The organism is Methylobacter arcticus, assembly GCF_050917435.1.
In the GTDB taxonomy this organism is placed as follows: Bacteria; Pseudomonadota; Gammaproteobacteria; order Methylococcales; family Methylomonadaceae; genus Methylobacter_A; species Methylobacter_A titanis.
This window is the reverse complement of sequence record NZ_CP159583.1, coordinates 3,421,403-3,444,042: the sequence shown is the minus strand read 5'-3', so window position 1 is coordinate 3,444,042 and position 22,640 is coordinate 3,421,403. Positions and strand designations below refer to the sequence as shown.

22 protein-coding genes are annotated in these 22,640 nt (G+C 47.2%); 10 read left to right on the top strand and 12 right to left on the bottom strand.

Going from position 1 to position 22,640, the window contains the following annotated elements:
* Positions 1-15 precede the first annotated feature (15 nt).
* The 3 genes from ABXJ76_RS16390 to ABXJ76_RS16380 form a co-directional block, all read right to left on the bottom strand.
* Complete coding sequence (locus tag ABXJ76_RS16390) at positions 16-1,569, bottom strand: formate dehydrogenase beta subunit (protein WP_432742051.1); 1,554 nt, start codon at positions 1,567-1,569, stop codon at positions 16-18.
* The gene (locus ABXJ76_RS16385; RefSeq protein WP_432742049.1) at positions 1,566-2,042 is read right to left on the bottom strand and encodes a formate dehydrogenase subunit gamma; all 477 of its coding nucleotides are present in this window, start codon (positions 2,040-2,042) and stop codon (positions 1,566-1,568) included. Before ABXJ76_RS16385 ends, ABXJ76_RS16390 begins: the two co-directional genes overlap by 4 nt.
* Before the next feature lie 315 nt (positions 2,043-2,357).
* The gene (locus tag ABXJ76_RS16380; RefSeq protein WP_432742047.1) at positions 2,358-2,756 is read right to left on the bottom strand and encodes a hypothetical protein; all 399 of its coding nucleotides are present in this window, start codon (positions 2,754-2,756) and stop codon (positions 2,358-2,360) included.
* A gap of 186 nt (positions 2,757-2,942) precedes the next feature.
* Here ABXJ76_RS16380 and mobA point away from each other — a divergent pair, with 186 nt between their 5' ends.
* From mobA to ABXJ76_RS16365, 3 genes are all read left to right on the top strand, one after another.
* On the top strand, positions 2,943-3,542 hold the full coding sequence (gene mobA / locus ABXJ76_RS16375; RefSeq protein ID WP_432742045.1) for a molybdenum cofactor guanylyltransferase MobA: 600 nt from the start codon (positions 2,943-2,945) through the stop codon (positions 3,540-3,542).
* A 269-nt stretch (positions 3,543-3,811) separates the two neighbouring features.
* A complete protein-coding gene (locus ABXJ76_RS16370) occupies positions 3,812-5,026 on the top strand; it encodes an argininosuccinate synthase (RefSeq protein WP_432742043.1) in 1,215 nt (404 codons plus the stop codon).
* Between the two features lie 231 nt (positions 5,027-5,257).
* Positions 5,258-5,869, top strand: coding sequence for a hypothetical protein (locus ABXJ76_RS16365; RefSeq protein WP_432742041.1), 612 nt, complete (start codon positions 5,258-5,260; stop codon positions 5,867-5,869).
* A gap of 86 nt (positions 5,870-5,955) precedes the next feature.
* Here the strand turns inward: ABXJ76_RS16365 and ABXJ76_RS16360 are convergent, their stop codons facing one another.
* Together ABXJ76_RS16360 and cysG are read right to left on the bottom strand one after the other, a co-directional pair.
* Positions 5,956-6,294, bottom strand: a complete 339-nt coding sequence (locus tag ABXJ76_RS16360) for a cytochrome c (protein ID WP_432742039.1) — start codon at positions 6,292-6,294, stop codon at positions 5,956-5,958.
* A 262-nt stretch (positions 6,295-6,556) separates the two neighbouring features.
* Positions 6,557-7,954, bottom strand: a complete 1,398-nt coding sequence (gene cysG / locus ABXJ76_RS16355; RefSeq protein WP_432742037.1) for a siroheme synthase CysG — start codon at positions 7,952-7,954, stop codon at positions 6,557-6,559.
* Positions 7,955-8,036: 82 nt separating this feature from the next.
* Between cysG and ABXJ76_RS16350 the strand changes: the two genes are divergently transcribed.
* A complete protein-coding gene (locus tag ABXJ76_RS16350) occupies positions 8,037-8,267 on the top strand; it encodes a sulfurtransferase TusA family protein (RefSeq protein ID WP_432742035.1) in 231 nt (76 codons plus the stop codon).
* A gap of 95 nt (positions 8,268-8,362) precedes the next feature.
* Here ABXJ76_RS16350 and ABXJ76_RS16345 read toward each other — a convergent pair whose 3' ends face one another.
* The 7 genes from ABXJ76_RS16345 to ABXJ76_RS16315 all read right to left on the bottom strand — a co-directional run bounded on the left by ABXJ76_RS16345 (position 8,363) and on the right by ABXJ76_RS16315 (position 15,297).
* On the bottom strand, positions 8,363-8,521 hold the full coding sequence (locus tag ABXJ76_RS16345; protein WP_432742034.1) for a hypothetical protein: 159 nt from the start codon (positions 8,519-8,521) through the stop codon (positions 8,363-8,365).
* Between the two features lie 480 nt (positions 8,522-9,001).
* Complete coding sequence (locus tag ABXJ76_RS16340; RefSeq protein WP_432742032.1) at positions 9,002-10,042, bottom strand: hypothetical protein; 1,041 nt, start codon at positions 10,040-10,042, stop codon at positions 9,002-9,004.
* A complete protein-coding gene (locus ABXJ76_RS16335) occupies positions 10,020-10,289 on the bottom strand; it encodes an IS607 family transposase (RefSeq protein ID WP_432742030.1) in 270 nt (89 codons plus the stop codon). Before ABXJ76_RS16335 ends, ABXJ76_RS16340 begins: the two co-directional genes overlap by 23 nt.
* Before the next feature lie 419 nt (positions 10,290-10,708).
* The gene (locus ABXJ76_RS16330; protein WP_432742028.1) at positions 10,709-10,981 is read right to left on the bottom strand and encodes a hypothetical protein; all 273 of its coding nucleotides are present in this window, start codon (positions 10,979-10,981) and stop codon (positions 10,709-10,711) included.
* 64 nt (positions 10,982-11,045) lie between these two features.
* Positions 11,046-11,378, bottom strand: a complete 333-nt coding sequence (locus ABXJ76_RS16325) for a hypothetical protein (protein ID WP_432742026.1) — start codon at positions 11,376-11,378, stop codon at positions 11,046-11,048.
* Between the two features lie 221 nt (positions 11,379-11,599).
* A complete protein-coding gene (locus ABXJ76_RS16320) occupies positions 11,600-12,808 on the bottom strand; it encodes a trypsin-like serine protease (protein ID WP_432742024.1) in 1,209 nt (402 codons plus the stop codon).
* A 218-nt stretch (positions 12,809-13,026) separates the two neighbouring features.
* Positions 13,027-15,297 carry a fused MFS/spermidine synthase gene (locus tag ABXJ76_RS16315; RefSeq protein ID WP_432742022.1) on the bottom strand — a complete coding sequence of 757 codons (2,271 nt, stop codon included), beginning with the start codon at positions 15,295-15,297 and terminating at the stop codon, positions 13,027-13,029.
* A 473-nt stretch (positions 15,298-15,770) separates the two neighbouring features.
* Between ABXJ76_RS16315 and def the strand changes: the two genes are divergently transcribed.
* The 6 genes from def to ABXJ76_RS16285 are packed head-to-tail and all read left to right on the top strand — an operon-like array spanning position 15,771 to position 22,617.
* Positions 15,771-16,277, top strand: a complete 507-nt coding sequence (gene def, locus ABXJ76_RS16310; protein ID WP_432742020.1) for a peptide deformylase — start codon at positions 15,771-15,773, stop codon at positions 16,275-16,277.
* The gene (gene fmt, locus ABXJ76_RS16305) at positions 16,277-17,206 is read left to right on the top strand and encodes a methionyl-tRNA formyltransferase (RefSeq protein WP_432742018.1); all 930 of its coding nucleotides are present in this window, start codon (positions 16,277-16,279) and stop codon (positions 17,204-17,206) included. The genes def and fmt overlap by 1 nt, the downstream gene beginning before the upstream one ends.
* Positions 17,203-18,489, top strand: a complete 1,287-nt coding sequence (gene rsmB / locus ABXJ76_RS16300) for a 16S rRNA (cytosine(967)-C(5))-methyltransferase RsmB (RefSeq protein WP_432742016.1) — start codon at positions 17,203-17,205, stop codon at positions 18,487-18,489. Before fmt ends, rsmB begins: the two co-directional genes overlap by 4 nt.
* Positions 18,467-19,060 carry a DUF4390 domain-containing protein gene (locus ABXJ76_RS16295; protein ID WP_432742014.1) on the top strand — a complete coding sequence of 198 codons (594 nt, stop codon included), beginning with the start codon at positions 18,467-18,469 and terminating at the stop codon, positions 19,058-19,060. Before rsmB ends, ABXJ76_RS16295 begins: the two co-directional genes overlap by 23 nt.
* Positions 19,042-21,240, top strand: a complete 2,199-nt coding sequence (locus ABXJ76_RS16290) for an ATP-binding protein (protein WP_432742012.1) — start codon at positions 19,042-19,044, stop codon at positions 21,238-21,240. The genes ABXJ76_RS16295 and ABXJ76_RS16290 overlap by 19 nt, the downstream gene beginning before the upstream one ends.
* 15 nt (positions 21,241-21,255) lie before the next feature.
* Complete coding sequence (locus tag ABXJ76_RS16285) at positions 21,256-22,617, top strand: sigma-54-dependent transcriptional regulator (RefSeq protein WP_432742010.1); 1,362 nt, start codon at positions 21,256-21,258, stop codon at positions 22,615-22,617.
* Positions 22,618-22,640 lie beyond the last annotated feature (23 nt).

The following is a 22,640-nucleotide window of genomic DNA, read 5'->3' as shown; positions in this document are numbered from 1 at the left end:
TCCTCTAAATCATTATCAGGCGGCGGTAGCTTTTGCATTTATCCCGAAATCTTCAGGAAAATGATTTAAAGCGCTCAGTACAGGGTAGGGCGTCATACCGCCTAATGCACAGAGGGAGCCGTTGAGTAAGGTGTCGCAAAGATCACGTAACAAGGGGATGTTTTTATCGAGGTTGCGACCGTTAATAATGTCGTCCATGACTTCTACGCCACGGGTGGAACCGATGCGGCAAGGCGTACATTTGCCGCAGGATTCGATTTTGCAAAATTCCATGCTATAGCGCGCCATTTCGGCCATATTGACCGTGTCGTCAAAAACGACTATGCCGCCGTGCCCCACTACCGCCCAGATGGCGGCAAAGGCTTCGTAATCCAATACAGTGTCAAATTGCGCTTCCGGCAGATAAGCGCCGAGCGGGCCGCCTACCTGGACTGCCTTAATCGGCCTGCCGGAAGCTGAGCCGCCGCCGAAATCGTAAAGTAATTCGCGCAGGGTTAAGCCGAAGCTGAGTTCGACCAAGCCGGGGCGCTTGATGTTGCCTGCCAGTTGCACCGGTAAAGTGCCGCGCGAGCGTCCTATGCCGAAATCGCGGTAATAGTCGCCGCCTTTATCCAGAATAATCGGCACCGAAGCCAGGGAAATAACATTGTTGACCACGGTCGGTTGACCGAACAAACCGCTGATGGCTGGCAAAGGCGGTTTAAACCGTACCAGGCCGCGTTTGCCCTCAAGGCTTTCCATTAATGAGGTTTCTTCGCCGCAGACATAAGCGCCTGCGCCCAGTCTGACTTCCAGGTCAAACCTTTTGCCGCTGCCTTGAATGTTGTCGCCCAGGTAACCTTCTTTGTAAGCGGTGGCAATGGCGGCATTGAGCACTTCGCAAGCGTGAGGGTATTCTATGCGCAGGTAGATATAACCTTGGGTGGCATCGACGGCTAGCCCGGCAATGGTCATGCCTTCGATTAACACGAACGGGTCGTCTTCCATGATCATGCGGTCGGAAAAGGTGCCGGAATCGCCTTCATCGGCATTACAGATAATATATTTTTGCGCTGATGCGGTGTTGAGTACCGTTTTCCATTTAATGCCGGTTGGGAAGGCTGCGCCGCCGCGACCGCGTAAACCGGAATCGGTTACCGCTTGGACGATTTCTTCCTGGCTCATGGCTAGCGCATTTTTCAAGCCGCGATAGCCGTCATTTTCAAGATAATCCGTTAGGCTGACAGGGTCGGTTTTGCCGATTCGGGCAAAGGTCAAGCGCTGCTGTTTCTTAAAGTAATCAAGTTCTTCAGTCAGGCCTAAGGATAACGTATGTGCGGCACCTTGGGTGAAGTCGGCATCAAACAAGCCGGACACGTCGCCGGGTTGAACGGGGCCGTAGGCCACGCGTCCTTTGTCGGTTGCCACTTCAACCAGCGGTTCCAGCCAGAACATGCCTCTTGAACCGTTACGAACGAGTTTAATGTCGAGACCGCGCGTTGCCGCTTCTTTGGCGATAGCGGTGGCAACGCGATCAGCACCCAATGAAACGGCGCTGGAATCGCATGGCACATAAATAGTGATACTCATGCTGATGCCTCTGTAGTCGTGATGGTTGCATCAAAGCTGTCCGCTGTCACGCGCCCGTAAATTTCCTTGCCGATTTGCATGGCCGGTGAACAGGCGCAATTGCCTAAACAGTACACGGGTTCCAGAGAGAATTTGCCGTCGGCGGTGGTTTCATGAAAACCAATGCCTAGTTTGCTTTTAACATGCTCTTCAAGCTGTTTTGCGCCCATCGCTTGACAGGATTCTGCCCGGCACAGATGAATAGTTTGTTTGCCCGGCGGCGTGTCTCTGAAATAGTGGTAAAAGCTGATCACGCCGTGTACTTCGGCGCGAGAAAGGCTTAGTCCTGCGGCGATATCCGGTACGCAGTCGGCCGGGATATAACCCAGTGTATCTTGTATGCCATGCAGAATAGGTAAAAGTGCGCCGGGCTTGTCTTTAAGTGTGGCGATTATTTCTTGCACGGTGGGTTGCGTGGTGCCTGATTCTGTCATGATCATCTCAAAATAGGGTGAATCCGTCCGGATTAAAACAACAGTTATTCCTGACTGCTGCGTATTTAGAAGTGTCCGATAGCATAGCACAAGATATTTTGGCTGTAAAAATGCTATAAAATAGACAAAAAATGTAGGTGTTTAGCGCTGTCGGTTATGTGTCTATTTATAATGAATATTTTTTAAATAGGGTGCTTTAAAATGAGTTGTCTGCTTTTGGGTAATAGACTGTTTGTTTATCGGTCTATATTCAATGGTATTTTTTTGCTAAAAATCAGTAAGAGTGACCGAAGTCACTCTTGGATAATTGCTTTTTTATTTCACAAAACAATTTTTTTCAGCAACTTGTTCTGCGTCTTTAAGCCGTTTTCTTAAGTCTTTGGATTGAGTCGGATCGCGCATAGCCGCAGCGGCATCGCCGGTCTGACCTTTGCTTAAATAAGAGAAGGTTTTCGCGGCTTCGTAGTCGGCAAAACTCAGTTTTTCAGCGATTTTGTCGATTTTACAACCGCAGGCGTACTGGCTGATATAGGTCAGGCCGCCGTGTTGTGCAACGCAATTTAAGACATAGTCAACGCGGTCTCGGGTAGGGTAGTCGCTGACGAATGGCGCAGGTTCAGCGGATTCTGTCGGTTTTTCCGGCGCGGTGGCACAACCTGAAATGAGGGTGACTAACGTAAGGCTTAATATGAAGGGTGTGTGTTTAATTTTCATGGATGATTTTTTATTCGCATAAGTCAGTAAAGTGAAAAAGGTTGCGATCCAAACGGAGCAACGGCTCTGTGGTTGTCGGTATAAGAACCGTTTAATAACCAACGCCACTTCATGCATCGCTTGCATTAAGTAACAAGCTTGCGAGAATAGTCTACCCGCAACCCAACCTATTCAAAGCTTACCATTATGAGCAATCAAACAAAAGTAGCCGGCGTGATTCTTGCCGGTGGTCGTGCCCGGCGCATGAATAACCGGGATAAAGGTCTGATGAAGTTTAAAGGTCGTTCTATGGTGAGTTATGCGCTAGCCGCGTTAGCTCCCGTTGTCGATTATGTGTTCATCAATGCCAATCGGAATATCGATCAATACCGGCAATTTGGATGTCCGGTTATTAGCGATCAAACCGACAGTTTTGACGGTCCTTTGGCTGGCGTATTAACGGCTATGATTCATGCTGATGCCGATATTCTGTTGGTCTTGCCTTGCGACTCGCCGTTAATTAAAACGGAACATCTGCAAAAGTTGTTATCAACCCGCGCCGAAAATAATGCCGATGTTGCGGTCGCCTTTGATGGGCTAAGGATACACCCGGTTTTTTTTGCGGTAAAGACTGCATTACAAGGCAGTCTGCAAGATTATTTGGCTGGCGACCAACGTAAAGTGGCGGCTTGGCTGGTGCAGCAGAACTTTGTGAAGGTCGATTTTAGTCGGGAGCCGGAAATATTCAGCAACATTAATACCCTGGCCGAGTTATCGGCGCTGGAGGACGCTAATTATCCCAGTTAGCATCGGGTGCCGTTATTCCACGGAAGCAGATGATAATGAAATTTGAATAATCGTCTTTAAAACCCAATATGAGTCTGGATTTTTTAGGTAAATATTTGCCTTAAATTAGGGTAAATTATCATTGATAAGCAGACCGTTTGCTTAACTTGGTGGTCATCATAAGTCTCGGTATCTGTTCGCGGACATTACTTTCAGCACGATACGTTACTGTCGAAAACATCTATTTTCCGGTATAATTTGCAGCATTTTTAACTCAGGGTATAGGCGTTATGTCAGAAATCAATAAAGTTGTCTTGGCTTATTCTGGAGGTTTGGATACTTCCGTTATTCTTAAGTGGTTACAGGATGTGTATGCTTGTGAGGTTGTTACCTTTACCGCCGATTTGGGTCAGGGCGAAGAAGTAGAGCCGGCGCGAGCCAAAGCCCAAGCGATGGGTATTAAAGATATTTACATCGAAGATTTGCGTGAAGATTTTGCGCGTGATTATGTTTTTCCGATGTTCCGTGCCAATACGGTTTACGAAGGCGAATATTTGCTGGGCACCTCGATTGCCCGTCCTTTAATCGCCAAACGGCTGATTGAAATTGCCAATGAAACCGGTGCGAATGCTATTTCACACGGCGCAACCGGTAAGGGTAACGACCAAGTGCGTTTTGAGCTGGGCGCTTACGCATTGCGCCCTGACATCCATGTTATTGCCCCTTGGCGGGAATGGGATTTAACCTCCCGGCAAACATTGCTGGCTTATGCTGAAAAACATAATATTCCGGTAGAAATGAAAAAAGGTAAAACCTCGCCTTATTCTATGGATGCCAATTTACTGCATATTTCTTATGAAGGCCGGGTTCTGGAAGATCCTTGGGCGGAGCCTGAAGAGGACATGTGGCGTTGGACGACTTCACCTGAAGCCGCTCCTGATCAAGCGACTTACATTGAGCTGACTTACCGTCAAGGCGATATTATCGCTATTGATGATGTGGCTTGCACGCCTGCGACCGTTCTGGAACAATTAAATAAAGTTGGCGGCACTAATGGTATCGGCCGCTTGGACATTGTGGAAAATCGCTATGTCGGCATGAAATCACGCGGCTGTTATGAAACCCCGGCCGGTACCATAATGCTCAAGGCGCATCGTGCGATTGAATCATTAACATTGGATAGGGAAGTGGCGCATTTAAAGGATGAACTGATGCCGCGCTATGCTTCTTTAATCTATAACGGTTATTGGTGGAGTCCTGAGCGAGAAATGATGCAAACTATGATCAATGCGTCTCAGGCGAACGTTAACGGCAAGGTCAGGCTTAAGCTTTATAAGGGTAATGTTGTCGTAGTCGGTCGTGCTTCCGATACCGATAGTCTGTTTGACGAAAGTATTGCAACCTTTGAAGATGATGGCGGCGCCTATAATCAAAAGGATGCTGAGGGCTTTATTAAATTGAATGCGCTGAGAATGAGAATAGCCGCTGCGAAGCGCTTAAGTTAATGTTGTAGGTAGGGTCATTACTATATGGTGTGGGCGCGAATTTATTCGCGCTTTTTAATCTACCGCGCGAATAAATTCGCGTCCACAGCGTTTAAATAAAATGCAGGATTTGAGCAGTAAACTTGTATAATCCCGAGTCAGGTAGTGAGACAAGCTATATACTTTGTTGTGAATAATAATTGTTCGATCAGGTCGGTTGCCATAGGTTCCTGGTGCGAGGGGAAGTAGTTAATGAGCGATATAGATAAGATAAATTCAGACGTAGAGACCTTGCACGGCAATGCCTCTAGGATTCTGCAACGTATACCTTCGCATCATGCATTAATGAAAGTTAACCGGCTGTTGCTGACTATAGTCTGTTCCTTGATGGCTGTTGTTTTGATAGCGGGCTTTTTATTGGTCCCAACCGATAGCTTTATAAATCGTTATAAAAATGCTACGGCTACCGAGACCTATGCGGCCGAGATGAATCCCGTATTGTCAGCGGAAGTTAACGCCCTGAAAGGCCAGTTGGTCGGATTGGTCAGCGGTTCAATTGAAAGTAAATTAAACGCGTTGGAACAGAGTATTCGGATAGGTTCTGTGTCCAGTTCTATAAGCACCATAGAAGATTTGAAAAGCGACCTTAAAGCTCTGCGTTCTTATACAGAACCTGCCAAGAAAGGGAAGGTTGTCATTTCTAATGAGCAGCTAATACAGGAAATGTCCCAATTAAAACAGCTGATCTATTTGACTATTGCTTCTTGCGGGTTGATGCTGGCGGCAGTTGCGGGTATCTGGATTAAAAATCATAATCGCTTGCCTTATAAAGAAACAAAAACAAGTTATTTGGGTAAGGATTAATTTTCGGTTATCGGTTTTTTGGGCACAAAAAAAAGCCGCCCCAATATATAATTGGGGCGGCTTTTTTTGTGTTTGTCGATCCGGGATTAATTGCCGCCCAGATATTTGTACAAAGCATCAACAGCTTGATCTTCGCCGTATCCGGCTTTAACAACGGCTGGATTTTTCATGATCTCAGCGATAGCTTTTGGCATGCCGCCTTTGCCTTCTTTAAGAACGGTTTCAAATTGTGCTCTGTCCAGTGAGCCGGCTTTAATTAAAGCCGATAACTGTGGGTTTGAAGCAATATCGTGGCAAGTGCCGCAACCGCGACCGAAAGCGCGATCATAAATTTTCTTGCCGATATCACTGGATTCGTCGGCAAATACTTGTCCACTTAACGTGATTAAAGCAATACCGGCTAATGTAGCTAATGTTTTTTTCATATTGACCTCTCTTGGTGATAAAAAAAGAACTGCGGTTTCTTCTGGAAGAAAAACAGTTCGATTAAAAAGTTAAACCCGGAAAGCATAGGGAATTTGCCGGTAAAATTCAATTTTTTTATTTATTTTTGTTAAGTAATATTATTAATTAACGAATGTGAATGATAACAGAATACGGAGATCAATGGGCTGAACTCCTCCTATTGATCTGCATTCATGTGCCAAACTGATAGGATTAACCTAGCAGTCAAATTAGCGTAGGCGTCTATTCCATTGGCCGACTGGTTTGAAACCAGCTCAGCTTATGATGCAGTGTTACTACTGTGCCGATAATAATCAGGGTAGGCGGCTTGATGTCTTGGTCGGCGACTTTGCCCGGTAATGTTGCCAGCGTGCCGGTAATCACTCGCTGGTTGGAGGTGGTGCCTTGTTGCACAATAGCGATAGGTAAATCTTTAGAGCTGCCGTGCGCAATTAAAGACTGGCAGATTTTTTCCAGGCCGACCAGTCCCATATAGATAACGATAGTTTGATTAGGTGCGGCAAGTTGGGTCCAGTTTAAATTGACGGAATTATCTTTTAGGTGCCCGGTGACGAAGGTGCAGGATTGTGCATGATCCCGATGGGTCAACGGGATGCCGGCGTAGGTGGCACAACCTGAAGCCGCAGTAATGCCGGGAACTACCTGAAAATTAATGCCTTGTTGCATTAATGTTTCAATTTCTTCGCCGCCCCGGCCGAATATGAACGGGTCGCCGCCTTTTAAGCGTACCACCCGCTTTCCTGCTTTAGCCAAATCAGCCAGCAAGGTATTGATGGATTCTTGTGGTAGCGCATGATTTTGCCGCTGTTTGCCGACATAAATTTTTTCTGCATCCCGGCGTGCCAAATCGAGAATCTCAGGTGAAACCAGCCGGTCGTAAACGACCACATCGGCCTGTTGCATTAACCTCAGTGCCCGAAAAGTTAACAAATCGGGTGCGCCGGGGCCTGCACCAACCAGATAAACTTCGCCCAGGTTAGCGTCTTGTTCTTGATTGAGCAGGGTTTGCTCGAGTTGCCGTTCAGCGTCCTGTTCTTTGCCGGAAAAGACCAATTCCGCGACAGGACCTTGGAATATGTTTTCCCAGAAAATCCGGCGTTGTGCAGGTTGTTTAATGTGTTGCTTGACCTTATCCCTGAACTGATTAGCCAGATCAGCGAGGCGTCCGTAGCTTGGCGGAATCACGCTTTCTATTTTAGCCCTCAGTAATCGAGCTAATACCGGTGCAGCGCCACCCGAGGATACCGCGGCAATAATCGGTGAACGGTCGATAATAGCTGGAAAAATAAAGCTGCAAAGCTCAGGGTTATCCACCACATTAACCGGGATGTTTTGTTCGTCAGCCGTTTTGGCAACCAACTGATTGGTTTCTGGATTATCAGTCGCCGATACCACTAGCTTGAATTTGCCCAGGTCAGCAGGGACGAACGATTTTTGCAGCAGCGTTAAATGATGTATCGTCTGCAGGTTCAAAACTGTGGGACTAATCTCGCGGGCGATTACCGTGATTTTTGCACCGGCTCGCGCCAACAATTCAATTTTCCGTGCGGCGATTTCGCCCGCACCGATAACCAGACAAGCCTGGTCTGTAAGCTTTAAAAATACAGGGAAATAATCCATTTAATTATGATGATTCTTGGATTTAAAAGAGAATGGTATTATAAGCGCACCAAACTTAGTTGAGAAAACTTAAAATACAGCGATGATCGAATTTAATCTGGAAGTTGACGCTAGCGGCTTAAATTGCCCTTTACCCTTATTGCGTCTGAAAAAAGCCCTAATGGCGATGTCCAGCGGCGATGTTGTTAAGGTAATCGCAACCGATCCTGCCGTCCATTTGGACTTTGGCGTTTATTCCGATCAGACCGGGCATCAAATCGTTCAGTTGATAAAAGAAGCCGACAAGCAGGTTTTTTATTTCAAAAAGAAATAACAGGGATACGCAGTCTGTGTTGGCGATTACGGCAACCCCTTGGCTATGAAGAAAGTGCGCTAAAGGTTTTTCATGGCTGCCTGCTGCCTTCATGACTACGCGGGTTTGGGACTTTTTTTATTTTTTGTCACAACAGCTTGAACCCTAACCACGTTATTTTCAAAAAAAGCAACGCTTTGATCGCTAAAAGAAACATCGGATTTTTGTGTTGCTATATCAACGCCTATGTTGAAGTGATAAGTTTTATTTTTCATAATCAAATACCTGGGTTGCTCTGCCTTGTAGATACAGAATCGTAATGTTCCCGGCAACTGTTCGAGTTAATTAAGGTTGATGTGGCGATCTGCGCTCTCCAACGGCGGCTCAAGAACCAAAGGGTTATCGGTCTACCCCATCATTTTTAGTAGAAATTCTATTCTCATGAAACTCGGTTTCACTGCCGCGGTTAAACATGCAATATCTGGTAAGATGATAATAAAAACAATTACTTGCATTCACTTTATCCGCATTATCCGAGCCTTCTCCGTTAAGGGAGAAGGCGCCGGTACTTGTGTAGATAGCTATGCATTTGAATAGAAGTCTGATTTTCTGAGAAAAGAGTTAACCGGTTATGAAATTAGTAAAATATGTCAATTGTGCCTTGGCGCTACTGGCTTTTACAGATATTGCCCAAGCTGCAATGGAATTTACGTCCATTCCCCTGGAAGAGTTGATGGAGATCAGTGTTAGCTGCTTCATAAAACATACTCAAATGTATGCAATGATAATTCGCTTTCCGTTGATAGGTCTTGCGACCTGCAACTGGAATCCTGGTTGGGCAGTTTCAACCGATTGGCACTCGTCCGTTTTAGCAAGATGGACTTGACCTGTTTATAAGGTGTCCATCGACTTATCTCTGAGTCGTGGAGTCTTGCTAAGACGTTTCGTGCGGCGTTAACATCCGCCTGCAACACCTCCCCGTTTTCTCGGCAATTGCTCCTGCATTGCTCTACCTTTTTGGCGATAGCTTTTAACTTATTACGGCGCTGATATTTCAGCTTTAGCCGGTCTGATTCTTTCGTTAGTACAGCGCCCAGTGTCACCCCATGATGCACCCCGTCTGAATCGGTCAATACTTCAGTGTAGCCTTTATCCACGCCGATTGTTTGGCTACCGCAATCGTTTGTTTTCACGTCTTCGGCAGCGTAATGAATTTCAACCTTATTGTTGCGCAAGATAATGTGCAGATTGCCTTTTGGCGCTACGGTGGTGCTTAACGGGATGGCGATGCGCTTGCCTTTAATCAGGCTGGGAATCTTGATCCAGACGTTTTTATGCAAGACAAAGACGGTGTAATCATCCGACCGGACGATGATTTGGTTATGGGTGTGGTTGTGTCCACGCTTAAAATATTTACGCATCGTGCGCGACAAATAACGGTCGTCCAGATATTTATCGGATTTAAGCAATGTATACAGGCGTTTTTGTTCGTCCTTGTCTTGGGTGTGACGACGGATAGACTGTTTTACGTCAAATTTAGCAGCTTCACGACAGGCTTTAACGTCGCCTATTGCGTCGCATAAGGTTTGTTTCCAAGGCGTTGCGCCGACGTTAAACTGCTTGCCCTCTTTAAGCCAGTTATCCCGAATGGTTCTGTCCCGTAAACCTATGCCGTTAATGGAGCCAAAGCGCTCCCAAACTTCTGAGCGAATAGCGCCTAAACGTTCGGCCTGCTCAATTAATGCCGAAAACTTGCCTGGGTTAATGTGATCGCTAAAGGCTATCTGTGTTATCACTGACTGCGTCCTTGATGATTTTTTTATACCGGCGTAGGCCGTATAAACGGCAGGAAAAACCATGGATAATCGCCATTAAGTCTTGCACCATTTCTGACTCTGGCGATAACGCTTCATTATTAATGATGACCAGTTTACAACCCTGTTGTTCGAGATAATAGCCAAACCAGTCCATGCCGAAGCGAGCTAGGCGGTCTTTGTGCGCGATGACTAAGGTATGGATTGCCCTAGCCTCAACCAACGACATAAGCCTGACAAACTGTTTGCGCTTTTATTTGTTACGTCGTATGCGAGGTACGAGGTGAAATAACTTGTACCTGACCCCAGTTATTCTGACCCCAGTTATTCTTATAACCGCGCTCCGGTTGAGCGTAATGTTAGGCATTTAACTTTACTCTGACCCCAGTTATTTCTGAGCCGTAACCCAACACATTCGCGCAAAAATGTCGGGTTACGCTATCGCTAACCCGACCTACCCGGCTTGTACCTGACCCAAGTTATTCCCCGAGGTGAAATAACTTGTACCTGACCCCAGTTATTTCATGACCCCAGTTATTTCACAAATTCGCCGCCCGATAAAGGTCGTTCGTGACAAGCAGCGGCCGTTGAGAATTGCTTAACCTACAACTGGATAAATGGCTCGCAGAAGTTTAATGATTATTGATTTTAACGCTCAGTTTTATCACAAATATTTAAACCATCTTTTGGTTTACAATTTAGACCACATTCATAATCACCTTTTTCCCGAGAATTAAGATTATCAAGCATTGCAACTGAAGCAGCTCTGCATTCTTCAAGTGTCTTATAAGCGCCTACGTATTTGTCTATAAGAAGGTTATTGCTATTTGGGTATACATATCCTTGCCATATTTGTTCTTTAAATGGCCACCAGCTTGCAAGATAAGCGACGATCAAATATATAATTATCAGTTGAATCATATTGAATTTCCCTTTAAATAAAGCAAATAGAATCTTTGATGGCAAATAGGAGGATAGTATCGCCTTAATTGCTATTTCTACGGTTGACTATATTGTTTATTTTATCGTCAGCTTTTTTCTTATCTAAAAATCCAATTTCAGGATTTGCTTCCTTCCTAATAATGTCGTCGATAACAGGTTTGTCTTTGGTCAAAAATTCTTCAAGACATTTCAAATAGTCTTTAGAATCATAATAACGATTCCATCTTGCATCAACACCGTCAGTAATGCGATTAACTTCAAACCCACCTAACTTTTCTATAATTTTTTCTATAACAGGCCTTTTTGAAACCCATCCTTTAGATCCTGGTGTATTCGATAGCTGTATAACACAAGTAGGAACTTGTGTGCGATTCAAGGCTCGTAGATAGTGATTACTTAAATATATCTGAAAAGTAATGTTTGGTGTTTTATTGAAATCATCTGGGCCTGTATAAAAACCAATTACTAGGTAATTTTCATGAATAACTGGGGTCAGGTACAAGTTATTTAAAAAACAAAGGGGGCAGACCCCTTAAAAAACATGGTCGACCGTGTATTCCATACCCTGAGAAACCGACTTGGCACGCGCAAAGAGTATCAGTCCCAATTGCCATCATCATTGACGATAGTCCGTATTGCAGTGAGTTGGAGCACTCCGGCACCAAAGCTTCCTCCGATAGGGTTAACTATGTCCAGATAAAAACTTTCATCAGGTTCGGAAAAAGTATCGCCAATAATCTCGACCGGAATCACGGCTTGATTTTCGTTTGGATAAAGCGCCAACGTGCCTTTGGCGGCAAGGTAATCCTCACCGGCCCTGGCAGTACCGTCGCGGGTGGCATAGTCCACACTCAAAATCTGAGTTGTGTCGCTACGCATGCCGGTGAACTGCAACAGAAAATAGGCGTAGCTGGTCCCACTGTTGCCTTCCGTCACTGTTTTTTGCACCTGATCCGCTTGGGTCGGTGCATTCGGATATTGCGCCCGCAAGCTCTGGTCTATCCATTGCTGATAATGGCTAATGCGCTGCCAAGCGCCGATTTCACCAAAGCTGCTATTGTTCACCCCGTCGACATCAGGATGGACGCTACCTTGACTGATGCTGGTGTTATAGGTGGCAATACCGGCAACCTGTCCACGGATAAAGGCCGGTCCGCCGCTGTCCCCTTGGGCGATCAGTCCTTCATTCTGGCCCAATCCTGTTCCTGGACTATTGATCAGCCTCCCTAGAGCATCTTGAGCAGTCATGCCGTTATCAAAATCGGCCAGCAACTGGGTGCCGACGGTTGGCGTCCAGCTTATCGACGAACCCAGCCAGCTTTTAAGCATGGCTGCATCGGCATCGAACTGATTATTGGCTTTCAAGCGTAACGCGCCGCCACTGTAAGTCGCTAGTGTTCCGGCGTCACCGCTACCGACCAGGCCGTATCCCACCATCGTTAGCGACTGGCCGATTTCGTCGCTATCGCGGTAAAGGCTATAGCGCTCTGCTCCCACCGGCGCAGCGCTGGTCAACCAGACTAAGGCCAGGTCGTTATTGGCGTTAACCGAATCATAGTCCGGCATGACTTCAATGCGAGATGAGGTAATTTTCTGCTGCCCGGATGCCGTTTCAAAGTGAATGTCTGCACTGCTGGATGATGCGCTGGCAAACAAGTGCGCAGCCGTCAGGATAGCCCGTCCATCATAAAGCAAAACGCCAGTACCGAAATATCCACCAGAGGAAATACGAACGACACCGTCGTATCCTTCCCCTGGGTTGGCGCGGTTACGAGAATCGGTATAAGAGGTGACAGTGGTAACCATAAATGTAAGGGACTTTAAAATTTAAACAACAGTTGAAAAACCTTGAATTCACTTGAATTCATATAATGAGTGCAGCACCTCTTAAAAAGGTTAGAGGGCATAGTTTCCGTCTACCAAAACAAAAACTAAAGAGGTCCAATGAGAACATCCAGCCATCTAACCCAAGAAAAAAGATACTCTGTGATAAATCAGTTAAGCCGATCATGGTTCAGCGATCCTTATTTCCAGATGCTGACAATATTGGTGAAGTCATCGGTCCATGGCTTCATGTCGAAATATAAGGGCATTTTCTGCCATTTTCCGAGACGGCTTAGGCGTAGCGGTTCCAGTGTTTCGGCATGCTTTGCCATCACTACCCAGTCGGTCGCAACCACCAGCGGGATATCCTGTTGCGGTTGGAATTCCTGAATCAAGGATGCCAAGTGCAAGGCTTCCGCATTAATCGACAATACTTTTTTCAGCGACAAATGGCGGTTGGTCATATGAAACGCCAAGATACCAGTAGGTTTGAGTTTTTTGAAATAGAGCGCCAGCGCTTCCTTGGTCAGCAGATGGGTCGGTACCGAATCGGAACTGAACGCATCCATGACTAATAAATCAAAGTGCTGATTCGGCTCTTTTTCCAGCGATAAACGGGCGTCGCCGATACGCATCTCGGCGTTGGGAGCGCATTGGCTCAGGTAGCTGAAATAGGCGGGATTGCTGGCAATGTCTACCACCAGCGGATCGATTTCGTACAGTGTCCAGTTTTGCTGGTCTTTGGCGTAACAGGTTAAGGCGCCAGCGCCCAGTCCGACCACGCCGATATTCCAGGCTTGATCGTTACCGTCATATTCTTTAAACAGCTGCCCCATAGGCCCGGGACGACTGTAATAGGTCAGCGGTATTTTACTTAAGTGTGCAGCAAGACGTTGCGCCCCGTGTTTGGTGGTGCCGTGAAATAACTCATGATAGCTTTCAGGCTGGCCTTGTTCATCGGTTAACACGGCTTCACGTACGGCCAGCACGCCAAAAAAACTGCGTTGCTGATAAAGCGTATGCGATGACAGCCCATGTAAGCCGAGAGCAAGGAAGATAATGGCGCCAGTCATTAACGCAAAGCCGACTGGACGGGCTCTGAGCAGGTAAGTCAACAAGGTTAAGCCCATCAGGCCGATGACAATGATGTCGAAATACTGGAGTAAATTGTCGACAGTGGCATAAGCAATAATCCCGACAATAACCAGCAGCGCCGGGGCTATTATTTGCAACAGCAATCCGGTATTTAAGGTGAGTTTCAGGCCGGGTCGCAGCAGCAACGCCGCAATAATCATGATCGGGTATTCATAGACGGCATTGAATACAAACGGCGCAACAAAGGTGTTGAACATGCCGCCCAACATGCCTGCAAAGGACATGATCAGGTAGAAGGTGGTCAAATGCCGGGTATGCGGCCTTAGTTTAGCCAGTTCGCCGTGACACACCATGACGGCAAAGAAAAATGCCAGCAGGTGTAAAATCAAATAGGCCCAATAAGGCAAATCCGCCGGATTAATGAACGCGTAGGCGACAAACGGCAACAGGAAAAGCGGTTGCAGTTTGACCATTAACGGATGTATTTTGTCGTTCCATTTGGAAAAAACGATCACAAAAGATAATAAGTACAGCGTTAACGGGATAATCCACAATAACGGCACCGAGGCAATGTCGGTACTGATGAAGTTGGTCAGGCCCAGCAACAGGCTGGACGGCACCAAGGCCAGCGCCAGCCAGTGTAATTGGGTGGCAAGGCTGAGATTATTTTCATCTGTAGCCGTAACGGCTTCCGCATCTTGTAGGGGCGAATTTATTCGCTCAGGGCGAATAAATTCGCCCCTACAATTTTTCCACAGCACAAACGCGCAGCCTGCAATCAGCAGACACAGCAGCAGATAGCCGACACTCCAGTAACTTTTCTGGTTAGCCAGTCCGATATTGGGTTCAAGCAGGAACGGGTAGCTCAGCAATGCAATCAGGCTGCCGGTGTTGCTGGCGGCATAAAGATAATAAGGGTCGTGACTGGTATGGTGACCGACATTGGCGAACCATTTTTGGATCAGCGGTGCGGTGGTGGAAACCACGAAAAAAGGCAGGCCGATAGCCAGAAATAAAGTCCAGAGCAGCCATAAGGTTGGATTGCTGTCTGTCGGCGGGACGGTGTTTTCCGGCAAGGCTAACGGCAGCGCCAAAAAACTGATCAGTATGAGCGCGGTGTGGATTTGGATTTGGCGGTGCTGTGCGTGCCGGGTAGAAAGATAATGTGCATAAAGATAACCCAGAAATAAGATGCTTTGGTAAAACACCATGCAGGTGTTCCAGACTGCCGGTGAACCGCCGAGTAAAGGTAATAAGATCTTCCCGAACAGAGGCTGCAGCACAAACATCAGCGATGCACTGGTAAACAAAGTTGCGGCAAATAAGAAAATTAAGGGTAAATTGCGATCGACTGTGGCTTCTGGACGGTGGCTCATTATTTTTATAGGTAGCCCTAATGGCTTTTAATTTTTAATGGGCTAATGATAATGCATTTGTTGGTATAGGGGGCAGTTGAAAATAATGCAGATTTAAAAAGATCTTTAATAGACATCTTTCATAAATACAGCTACGTAGGCATGTAGGCAGGAATAAGCCGATTCAAGCAATAGCGAGAACCGGTGTTTCCTGCGCTCCGGAATTTGCCGGAAACGCTATCACGCGCTACGATTGCTTGGGTAGTCTTATTCCTGCCTACACAAACTATTTAGGAAAGATGTCTAATGTAACTATTTTGCGGTAGCTTGCAGAATTTATCGATACACCTTAACGCAGGTGTGTTGAGTTTGTCGGACGGCAATGAATGCAGCGGAAAAGAGTTGAAATCAGCAGGCTTCAATAGCGGTGGAGTTTCCAGATGGTTTCAAATCAGATAGAATTTCAGTATTCAATTATTATAATGGAGAGTTTGTTGAGTATTCTATCTATTCTCGAGTTTCCGGATGATCGGTTGCGTAAGAAGGCTGCAATCGTAAAAACGGTCGATGATAAAATTAAAAAGTTGGTCGATGATATGCTTGAAACCATGTATGAATCACATGGTGTAGGCTTGGCCGCAACTCAGGTTAATGTGCATCAACGGGTCGTGGTCATCGATGTCAGTGAGGAAAAGGATGCCCCATTATGTTTAATTAATCCTGAAATCATCGAAAAAGACGGGGTTAAAGAGTCCGAAGAAGGTTGTCTTTCGGTGCCCGGTTTTTTTGAAAAAGTGACCAGGGCTGAGCATATTATAGTCAGAGCGCTGGACAGGGAAGGGCGGTCTTTTGAATTTGGCGCCAGAGATTTACTGGCTGTTTGCGTTCAGCACGAGCTGGATCATTTGAGCGGAAAACTGTTTGTCGATTATATTTCACCGTTAAAACGGCAGCGGATTAAGAAGAAATTGGAAAAAATGCATAAAATGGAAACGAGTTAATGAAGATAATTTTTGCCGGAACCCCTGATTTTGCCGTCCCTTGCTTGCAGATGTTGTTGGATTCAGGGCATGAGGTTTGTGCTGTCTATACTCAGCCAGATCGTCCGGCAGGCAGAGGGCGTAAGTTGCAACCCAGCCCGGTCAAAGCATTGGCCTTGACTGCCGGGATTCCTGTTTTTCAACCACTGACGATGAAGACCGATGAGGACTTGCAACAGATCAGCGCATTGAATGCCGATTTGATGGTGGTGGTCGCTTACGGCATGATTTTAACCCAAGCCGTTCTGGACGTGCCTAAACGGGGCTGTATCAATGTCCATGCTTCATTATTGCCGCGTTGGCGCGGAGCGGCGCCTATTCAACGAGCATTAATAGCGGGCGATGAAAAAACCGGGGTGACCATTATGCAGATAGTGCGCAAACTGGATGCCGGCGATATGCTGCACAAGGAAGAATGCACCATAGATCCTATCGATACCGCTGTCGATTTGCATGACAAATTAGCCGCGTTGGGCGCAATAGGCCTGAGCAAAGTGCTGGCGCAACTGGAAGCGGGAGCTATTCATCCCGAACCGCAGGATGAGACGCTGGTGACCTATGCCGAAAAACTGGAAAAAAGCGAAGCCGATATCGATTGGACGCAACCGGCAGCGGATCTGGCTAGAAAGGTAAGAGGCTTAAATGCCTGGCCGGTCGCTCAAACGCTTTATCAAGGTAATGCGTTGCGCATTTGGCAGGCGGTAGCGGTGCAGGATGATTCGTCTTTACAAATGGAACCGGGCACAGTGCGCCGTGTCGATAAACATATCGATGTGGCGACCGGCTTAGGTTTTTTACGGCTGCTGGAAGTGCAGTTGCCGGGCGGAAAGTGCTTGCCTGTTCAGGCTTTCCTCAGTGCTCACGACCTTAATGGGGTAAAACTCGGTTGAATACACGATTAGTCGCGGCCCGGGTATTGTCCCGGGTTTTGCAAGACGGGCAGTCTTTAACTGCCGCTCTGGATAATGCATTTCTGAGCATAGAGTCGGGTAAAGACCGGGCTTTCATTCAAGCGCTATGTTACGGCGTTTGCAGGCAATTTCATCGGCTGGATTTTATTTTAAGCCAATTACTGGATAAACCGCTAAAGGATGCCGACGTTAAATCCTTGGCTTTGGTGGGCTTGTACCAGCTTAAATTCATGCGGGTAAAACCTCATGCCGCCGTGTCCGAAACGGTATTGGCCGCACGTAAAAAACCGTGGGCGAAGTCGCTGATCAATGCGGTGCTTAGAACCTATCTGCGAGAGCAGGAAGAACTTGAACACAAAGCCGATAAATTTCAGGTCGCAGCCCTGAGCCATCCCGACTGGCTGATTAAACAAATTGAACAGGACTGGCCTGAGCAGGCGTTAACTATTTTTCTGGAAAACAACCAGCAACCGCCTATGGTGTTGCGGGCCAATCTGGCGAAAACCAGCAGGGAACATTACCTGCAACTATTAACCGAACAGGGCATAGAGGCTGAAGCTGTCGGTTTTTGCCGGTCGGCGATCAGGCTGGATAAACCGGTGCCGGTCGATTTGCTGCCCGGCTTTGCCGAGGGGATGGTATCCGTTCAGGATGCCGCCGCGCAATTGGCGGCCGGATTGCTGGATGTGCAGCCGGGACATCGAGTGCTGGATGTCTGTGCCGCACCGGGCGGTAAAACTGCGCATATTCTTGAGACTCAAGCGCAGCTAAAAGAGCTGGTCGCCGTCGATATAGACGCGTCCAGAATGCTGCGGGTCAGTGAAAATTGTCAGCGTCTGGGTCTGAAAGCTACGCTGGTGGTAGGCGATGCGGCAAATCCTGAGGGCTGGTGGGACGGGCAGCCGTTTGACCGGATTTTGCTGGACGCGCCCTGTTCAGCCTTAGGCGTTATTCGCCGCCATCCGGATATTAAATTATTGCGCAGAGCCGAGGATATTGGGCAGTTACAGGCTATGCAAAAAACCATATTGCAAGCCGTCTGGCCGTTGCTAGCGCCTAGCGGATTATTGGTTTATGCAACCTGTTCCATTTTAAAGCAGGAAAATGAGCAGCAGGTTCAAGCGTTTTTAGCTGAGCATAACGATGCGGTCGAGTTGCCTATAGCGGCAGGCTGGGGAATTTCCGGAATCTGTGGGCGCCAGATTATTACCGGTGAATCGGCAATGGATGGGTTTTATTATGCACGCATCAGTAAGCAATAAAACATTGCTATGTTGTTTTTTGATAGGCTTGTTGCCCACCATCAGTCATGCTGATACGTCTGTCTCGAAGTCTGTCGAAGGCTTTGGTGTTGTGGTCAAAAATGCCGAGTTTACCTTGCAAGGCGATAGTTATGTGTTGTCTGCGGATATAGATTATCGGCTCAGTACGCGGGCAAAGGAGGCGCTGAAAAGCGGAGTGCCTTTGTATTGGGATATACATATCAAGACCCTGCAACAGCGGGATTATTTCTGGAATAAAACATTGGTTAATACCGGCATCCGTTACCGCATTCAGTATCATGCATTACTGAATATGTATCGTGTCAGAAATGAAGGTGCAGGTGATGTGACTAACTTTTCTAAGCTATCAGCGGCGCTCGATTCGATGTCAACTATCCGTGCTTTTCGGGTAATGGATACGGCGACTTATGCTCCTGGAGAACGCTACGCCGCCAGCATAAAAGTAACGCTTGATCGAGATGCCCTGCCGTTACCGTTACGGCCGATTGCTTATGTTAATCCTCAATGGTATTTATCCAGTGACTGGACATTATGGCCTTTGACAAAATAAAACCCCCTGTCAGCTTGTCCATATTGGTTCTGTTTGGCTTGATTTTGCTGTTGTTGCAGCTGATGAGTTCGGCAACGCAGGAATCGTCAGAGTTGAGCGCGATGTATTCATGGCTGCTGTTGGTCAATGCGCTGGGGTCGGTGGTGTTGCTGGGCCTGGTCGGCGCTAATATTTATTCGCTGGCGCGGCAGTTAAAAAAACGCGAAGCGGGTTCGAGATTAACGACGCGCATGGTGTCGCTGTTTGTGGTTTTGGCTCTGGCTCCTGCTGTTATTGTGTTTTATTTTTCCATGCAGTTTCTGCATCAGGGTATCGATAGCTGGTTTAACGTGGAAATAGACCGGGCAATGGAAGATGCTTTGGAGCTGAGTCAGGCCTCATTAGACCAGCGGATGCGCTGGCATTTGCGACAAACGCAGCAATTGACTGCGAGACTGGTGGATGCGCCGGAAACGCTGGTGACTCTGGAAATGGAAAATTTGCGTCAACTTTCTGGAGCCTCCGAGATGACGCTATTTTCTCGGCAGGGCAGGATTATGGCTTCAAGCAGCATCAATCCCAGTGATATTTTGCCGAGTTTGCCGGATGAGCATGTTTGGTTGCAGTTGCGACGGAATACCGAGTTTGTCGCTTTGGCGCCGGTGCGCGAAGATGAGCTGATGATCCGCGTTATCGTTACCGTGAAAACCAGGGAGCCGCAATATTTACAGGCTTTATATCCGGTGCCGATACGAATTGCGGATTTGGCCGACTCGGTGGAATTTGCTTTTGTACGTTATCAGGAGATGAATTTTTTAAGGGACTCCTTAAAGTTGAGTTTCTCTTTGACGTTGTCGCTGGTTTTGTTGATGAGTTTGCTGGCGGCTATTTGGGTGGCTTTTATCAGTATCCGTAATATTATCGCCCCGGTAAAGGCGTTGGTTAAGGGCACGCAGGCGGTAGCTTCCGGGCATTATGATCGGGATCTGCCGGTTACTGCTCAGGATGACCTGGGTTTTCTGGTGGAGTCTTTTAATGAGATGACTCATCGTATTGCCAGGGCCAGCGCTGCAACCCGGATGGCCGGTATTGAGGTGGAAAATCAACGCGCCTATCTGGAAACGATATTGGCGAACTTAACGGCCGGAGTGATTAGTTTTGATACGGTATATAAGATCCGTACGGCGAATCAGGCGGCTTACCGGATTTTTCATGTTCATGTGAATCAGTTTGTCGGACGGACTTTATTGGAGCTGGTGCAGAGTTATGCCGAGCTGACTGAGCCTTTAAAATCCATTCAGCGCTTATTGGAGCAAGCCGATGACATATGGCAGCAGCGAATTGCTTTTTTAGGCCCCAACGGTCGGCAGGAATTACTGTGCAGAGGCACGCCGCTGTTTTCTCAGGAAGGCCATCGAGTCGGGGCGGTGGTGGTTTTTGATGATGTGACCGATTTGATTCAGGCGCAGAAAAATGCGGCGTGGGGGGAAGTGGCCAGGCGTCTGGCGCATGAAATCAAGAATCCGTTAACGCCCATCCAGTTATCGGCAGAACGCTTGCAGCACAAGTTGGCCGACAAGTTGAACGACATTGATGCGGGTATATTGCAGCGCTCAACCACAACTATTGTGCAGCAAGTCGAGGCGATGAAAGAAATGGTGGATGATTTCTCGGAATATGCCAAACCCTCCAAAAAGCAGACGGTGGATATTGACCTGCCCCGTTTGGTTCAGGAAGTGTTAGCGCTTTATGTGTTAAAGTCCGGGGTCAAGTTTAAAGCCGATTACGATGCCGGTTTGTTGATGGTCAAAGGCGACCCGGTTAGCATCAGGCAGGTGCTGCATAATCTGATCAAAAATGCGCTGGAAGCGATAGATGGTAAAGGATTGATCGAGATAAGCCTGCACCGGGTGCAAAAAAATAATACCGATTTTATCGAAATAGCGATTTATGATGACGGACCGGGCATTAAGGACGAGCAAATTGAGCAAATCTTTGAGCCTTATGTGACCACCAAAGCTAGAGGTACCGGTTTGGGCCTGGCGATAGTCAAAAAAATAATTGAAGAACATGGCGGTGCGATTTGGGTCGACACCAGCCGTCGACTGCCAGGGACGGCGGAAGTGTCGCCATCGGTAGGGAACCGATGCGACAAAGTGGGGGCTGGATTTATTATTCAGCTTCCGGCGTGTAATTTTTGAGATGTCGTAAAACATATGAATGCACACATACCGCAGATATTAGTTGTAGATGATGAGCCGGACATTCGCCGACTGGTCTGTGAAATTCTTGAGGATGAAGGTTATCAGGTTGCTACGGCTGAAAATGCCAGTACCGCCAGGGAGTTAAAAAGGTCTACAGCCCCTGATTTGATCCTGCTTGATATTTGGATGCCGGATACCGATGGCATAACCTTGTTGAAAGAATGGGTTGCTGAAGAAGCCATGCTTTGTCCTGTGGTTATGATGTCAGGACACGGCTCCGTTGAAGCCGCTGTTGAGGCGACTCGGCTGGGGGCTTATGATTTTCTTGAGAAGCCGTTGTCTATGGCGAAATTATTATTGATTGTAGAAAGGGCTTTGGAAGCCAGTAGTCTACAAATAGAAAACGCGGGACTCAAGCAGCAGTTAGTTGCTGATATTGAACCGGTTGGCAAGAGTGCTGCGGTTGCGAGAATGAAGGATCAATTAAAGCGCTTGGCTCAGCATGATGCCAGGGTGTTGTTTGTCGGTGAGGCGGGTGTTGGTAAGGAGATGTATGCGCGTTACCTGCATAATAACGGCCTCCATCGAGACGGTCCTTTTGTGGATGTGGCGGTAGGCAGTATATCGCCGGAAAATTCGGCGGTGGAGTTTTTCGGCAAAGAGGATGCGGGTAAGATTTATCCTGGTCTGTTGGAACGAGCGCATAAAGGGACGCTATTTTTAGGTGAAATCGGCGGCATGGATAAGGAAACTCAGCTAAGGTTGCTCGGTGCGCTGGAGTCAAGTTCATTCCTGCGAGTAGGGGGGGGCGAAGCGGTTCGTGTTGAGGTTCGGGTGGTGGCATCAACCCGCATTGCCTTGGATGAGGAGGTTAAGGCAGGTCGTTTTCGGCAAGATTTATACTATTTGCTTAATGAGGTCTCGCTCGACGTTCAATCACTTCGGGAACATAGTGAGGATGTGCCTGCATTACTGAGTTTTTATGTGGATTATTTTGTCAGCCAGGATAGATTGCCTTTTCGAAAGTTTTCGATGGCAGCGCAAAACTATTTGCGTAATTACAGTTGGCGCGGCAACGTAAGGGAATTAAAAAACCTAGTGCAGCGCTTGATGATACTGGGTGTAGGGGAAGATATAGAGTTGGATGAGGTGAAAGCCGCGTTGGGTTCGGTGATTGGTGATGCGGTTACGGCGCATTCGGTGCCCGAGTTCTTTAATTTACCGTTAAAAGACGCCAGAGATCATTTTGAGAAGGCCTATCTGGAGTACCATTTTGAGCGTACCGGCGGTAGTGTTGCAAAATTGTCAGCCGCAGTGGGTATGGAGAGAACGCATCTTTATCGTAAGTTGCACTCATTAAATATAAAATTGTAAAAATAGATGCCTTGAACCCGAAT

Coding starts and splice junctions, on each gene's coding strand:
- ABXJ76_RS16390 (WP_432742051.1), bottom strand. CDS start 1,569: ATGAGTATCACTATTTATGTGCCATGCGATTCCAGCGCCGTTTCATTG.
- ABXJ76_RS16385 (WP_432742049.1), bottom strand. CDS start 2,042: ATGACAGAATCAGGCACCACGCAACCCACCGTGCAAGAAATAATCGCC.
- ABXJ76_RS16380 (WP_432742047.1), bottom strand. CDS start 2,756: ATGAAAATTAAACACACACCCTTCATATTAAGCCTTACGTTAGTCACC.
- mobA (WP_432742045.1), top strand. CDS start 2,943: ATGAGCAATCAAACAAAAGTAGCCGGCGTGATTCTTGCCGGTGGTCGT.
- ABXJ76_RS16370 (WP_432742043.1), top strand. CDS start 3,812: ATGTCAGAAATCAATAAAGTTGTCTTGGCTTATTCTGGAGGTTTGGAT.
- ABXJ76_RS16365 (WP_432742041.1), top strand. CDS start 5,258: ATGAGCGATATAGATAAGATAAATTCAGACGTAGAGACCTTGCACGGC.
- ABXJ76_RS16360 (WP_432742039.1), bottom strand. CDS start 6,294: ATGAAAAAAACATTAGCTACATTAGCCGGTATTGCTTTAATCACGTTA.
- cysG (WP_432742037.1), bottom strand. CDS start 7,954: ATGGATTATTTCCCTGTATTTTTAAAGCTTACAGACCAGGCTTGTCTG.
- ABXJ76_RS16350 (WP_432742035.1), top strand. CDS start 8,037: ATGATCGAATTTAATCTGGAAGTTGACGCTAGCGGCTTAAATTGCCCT.
- ABXJ76_RS16345 (WP_432742034.1), bottom strand. CDS start 8,521: ATGAAAAATAAAACTTATCACTTCAACATAGGCGTTGATATAGCAACA.
- ABXJ76_RS16335 (WP_432742030.1), bottom strand. CDS start 10,289: ATGTCGTTGGTTGAGGCTAGGGCAATCCATACCTTAGTCATCGCGCAC.
- ABXJ76_RS16330 (WP_432742028.1), bottom strand. CDS start 10,981: ATGATTCAACTGATAATTATATATTTGATCGTCGCTTATCTTGCAAGC.
- ABXJ76_RS16320 (WP_432742024.1), bottom strand. CDS start 12,808: ATGGTTACCACTGTCACCTCTTATACCGATTCTCGTAACCGCGCCAAC.
- ABXJ76_RS16315 (WP_432742022.1), bottom strand. CDS start 15,297: ATGAGCCACCGTCCAGAAGCCACAGTCGATCGCAATTTACCCTTAATT.
- fmt (WP_432742018.1), top strand. CDS start 16,277: ATGAAGATAATTTTTGCCGGAACCCCTGATTTTGCCGTCCCTTGCTTG.
- ABXJ76_RS16295 (WP_432742014.1), top strand. CDS start 18,467: ATGCACGCATCAGTAAGCAATAAAACATTGCTATGTTGTTTTTTGATA.
- ABXJ76_RS16290 (WP_432742012.1), top strand. CDS start 19,042: ATGGCCTTTGACAAAATAAAACCCCCTGTCAGCTTGTCCATATTGGTT.
- ABXJ76_RS16285 (WP_432742010.1), top strand. CDS start 21,256: ATGAATGCACACATACCGCAGATATTAGTTGTAGATGATGAGCCGGAC.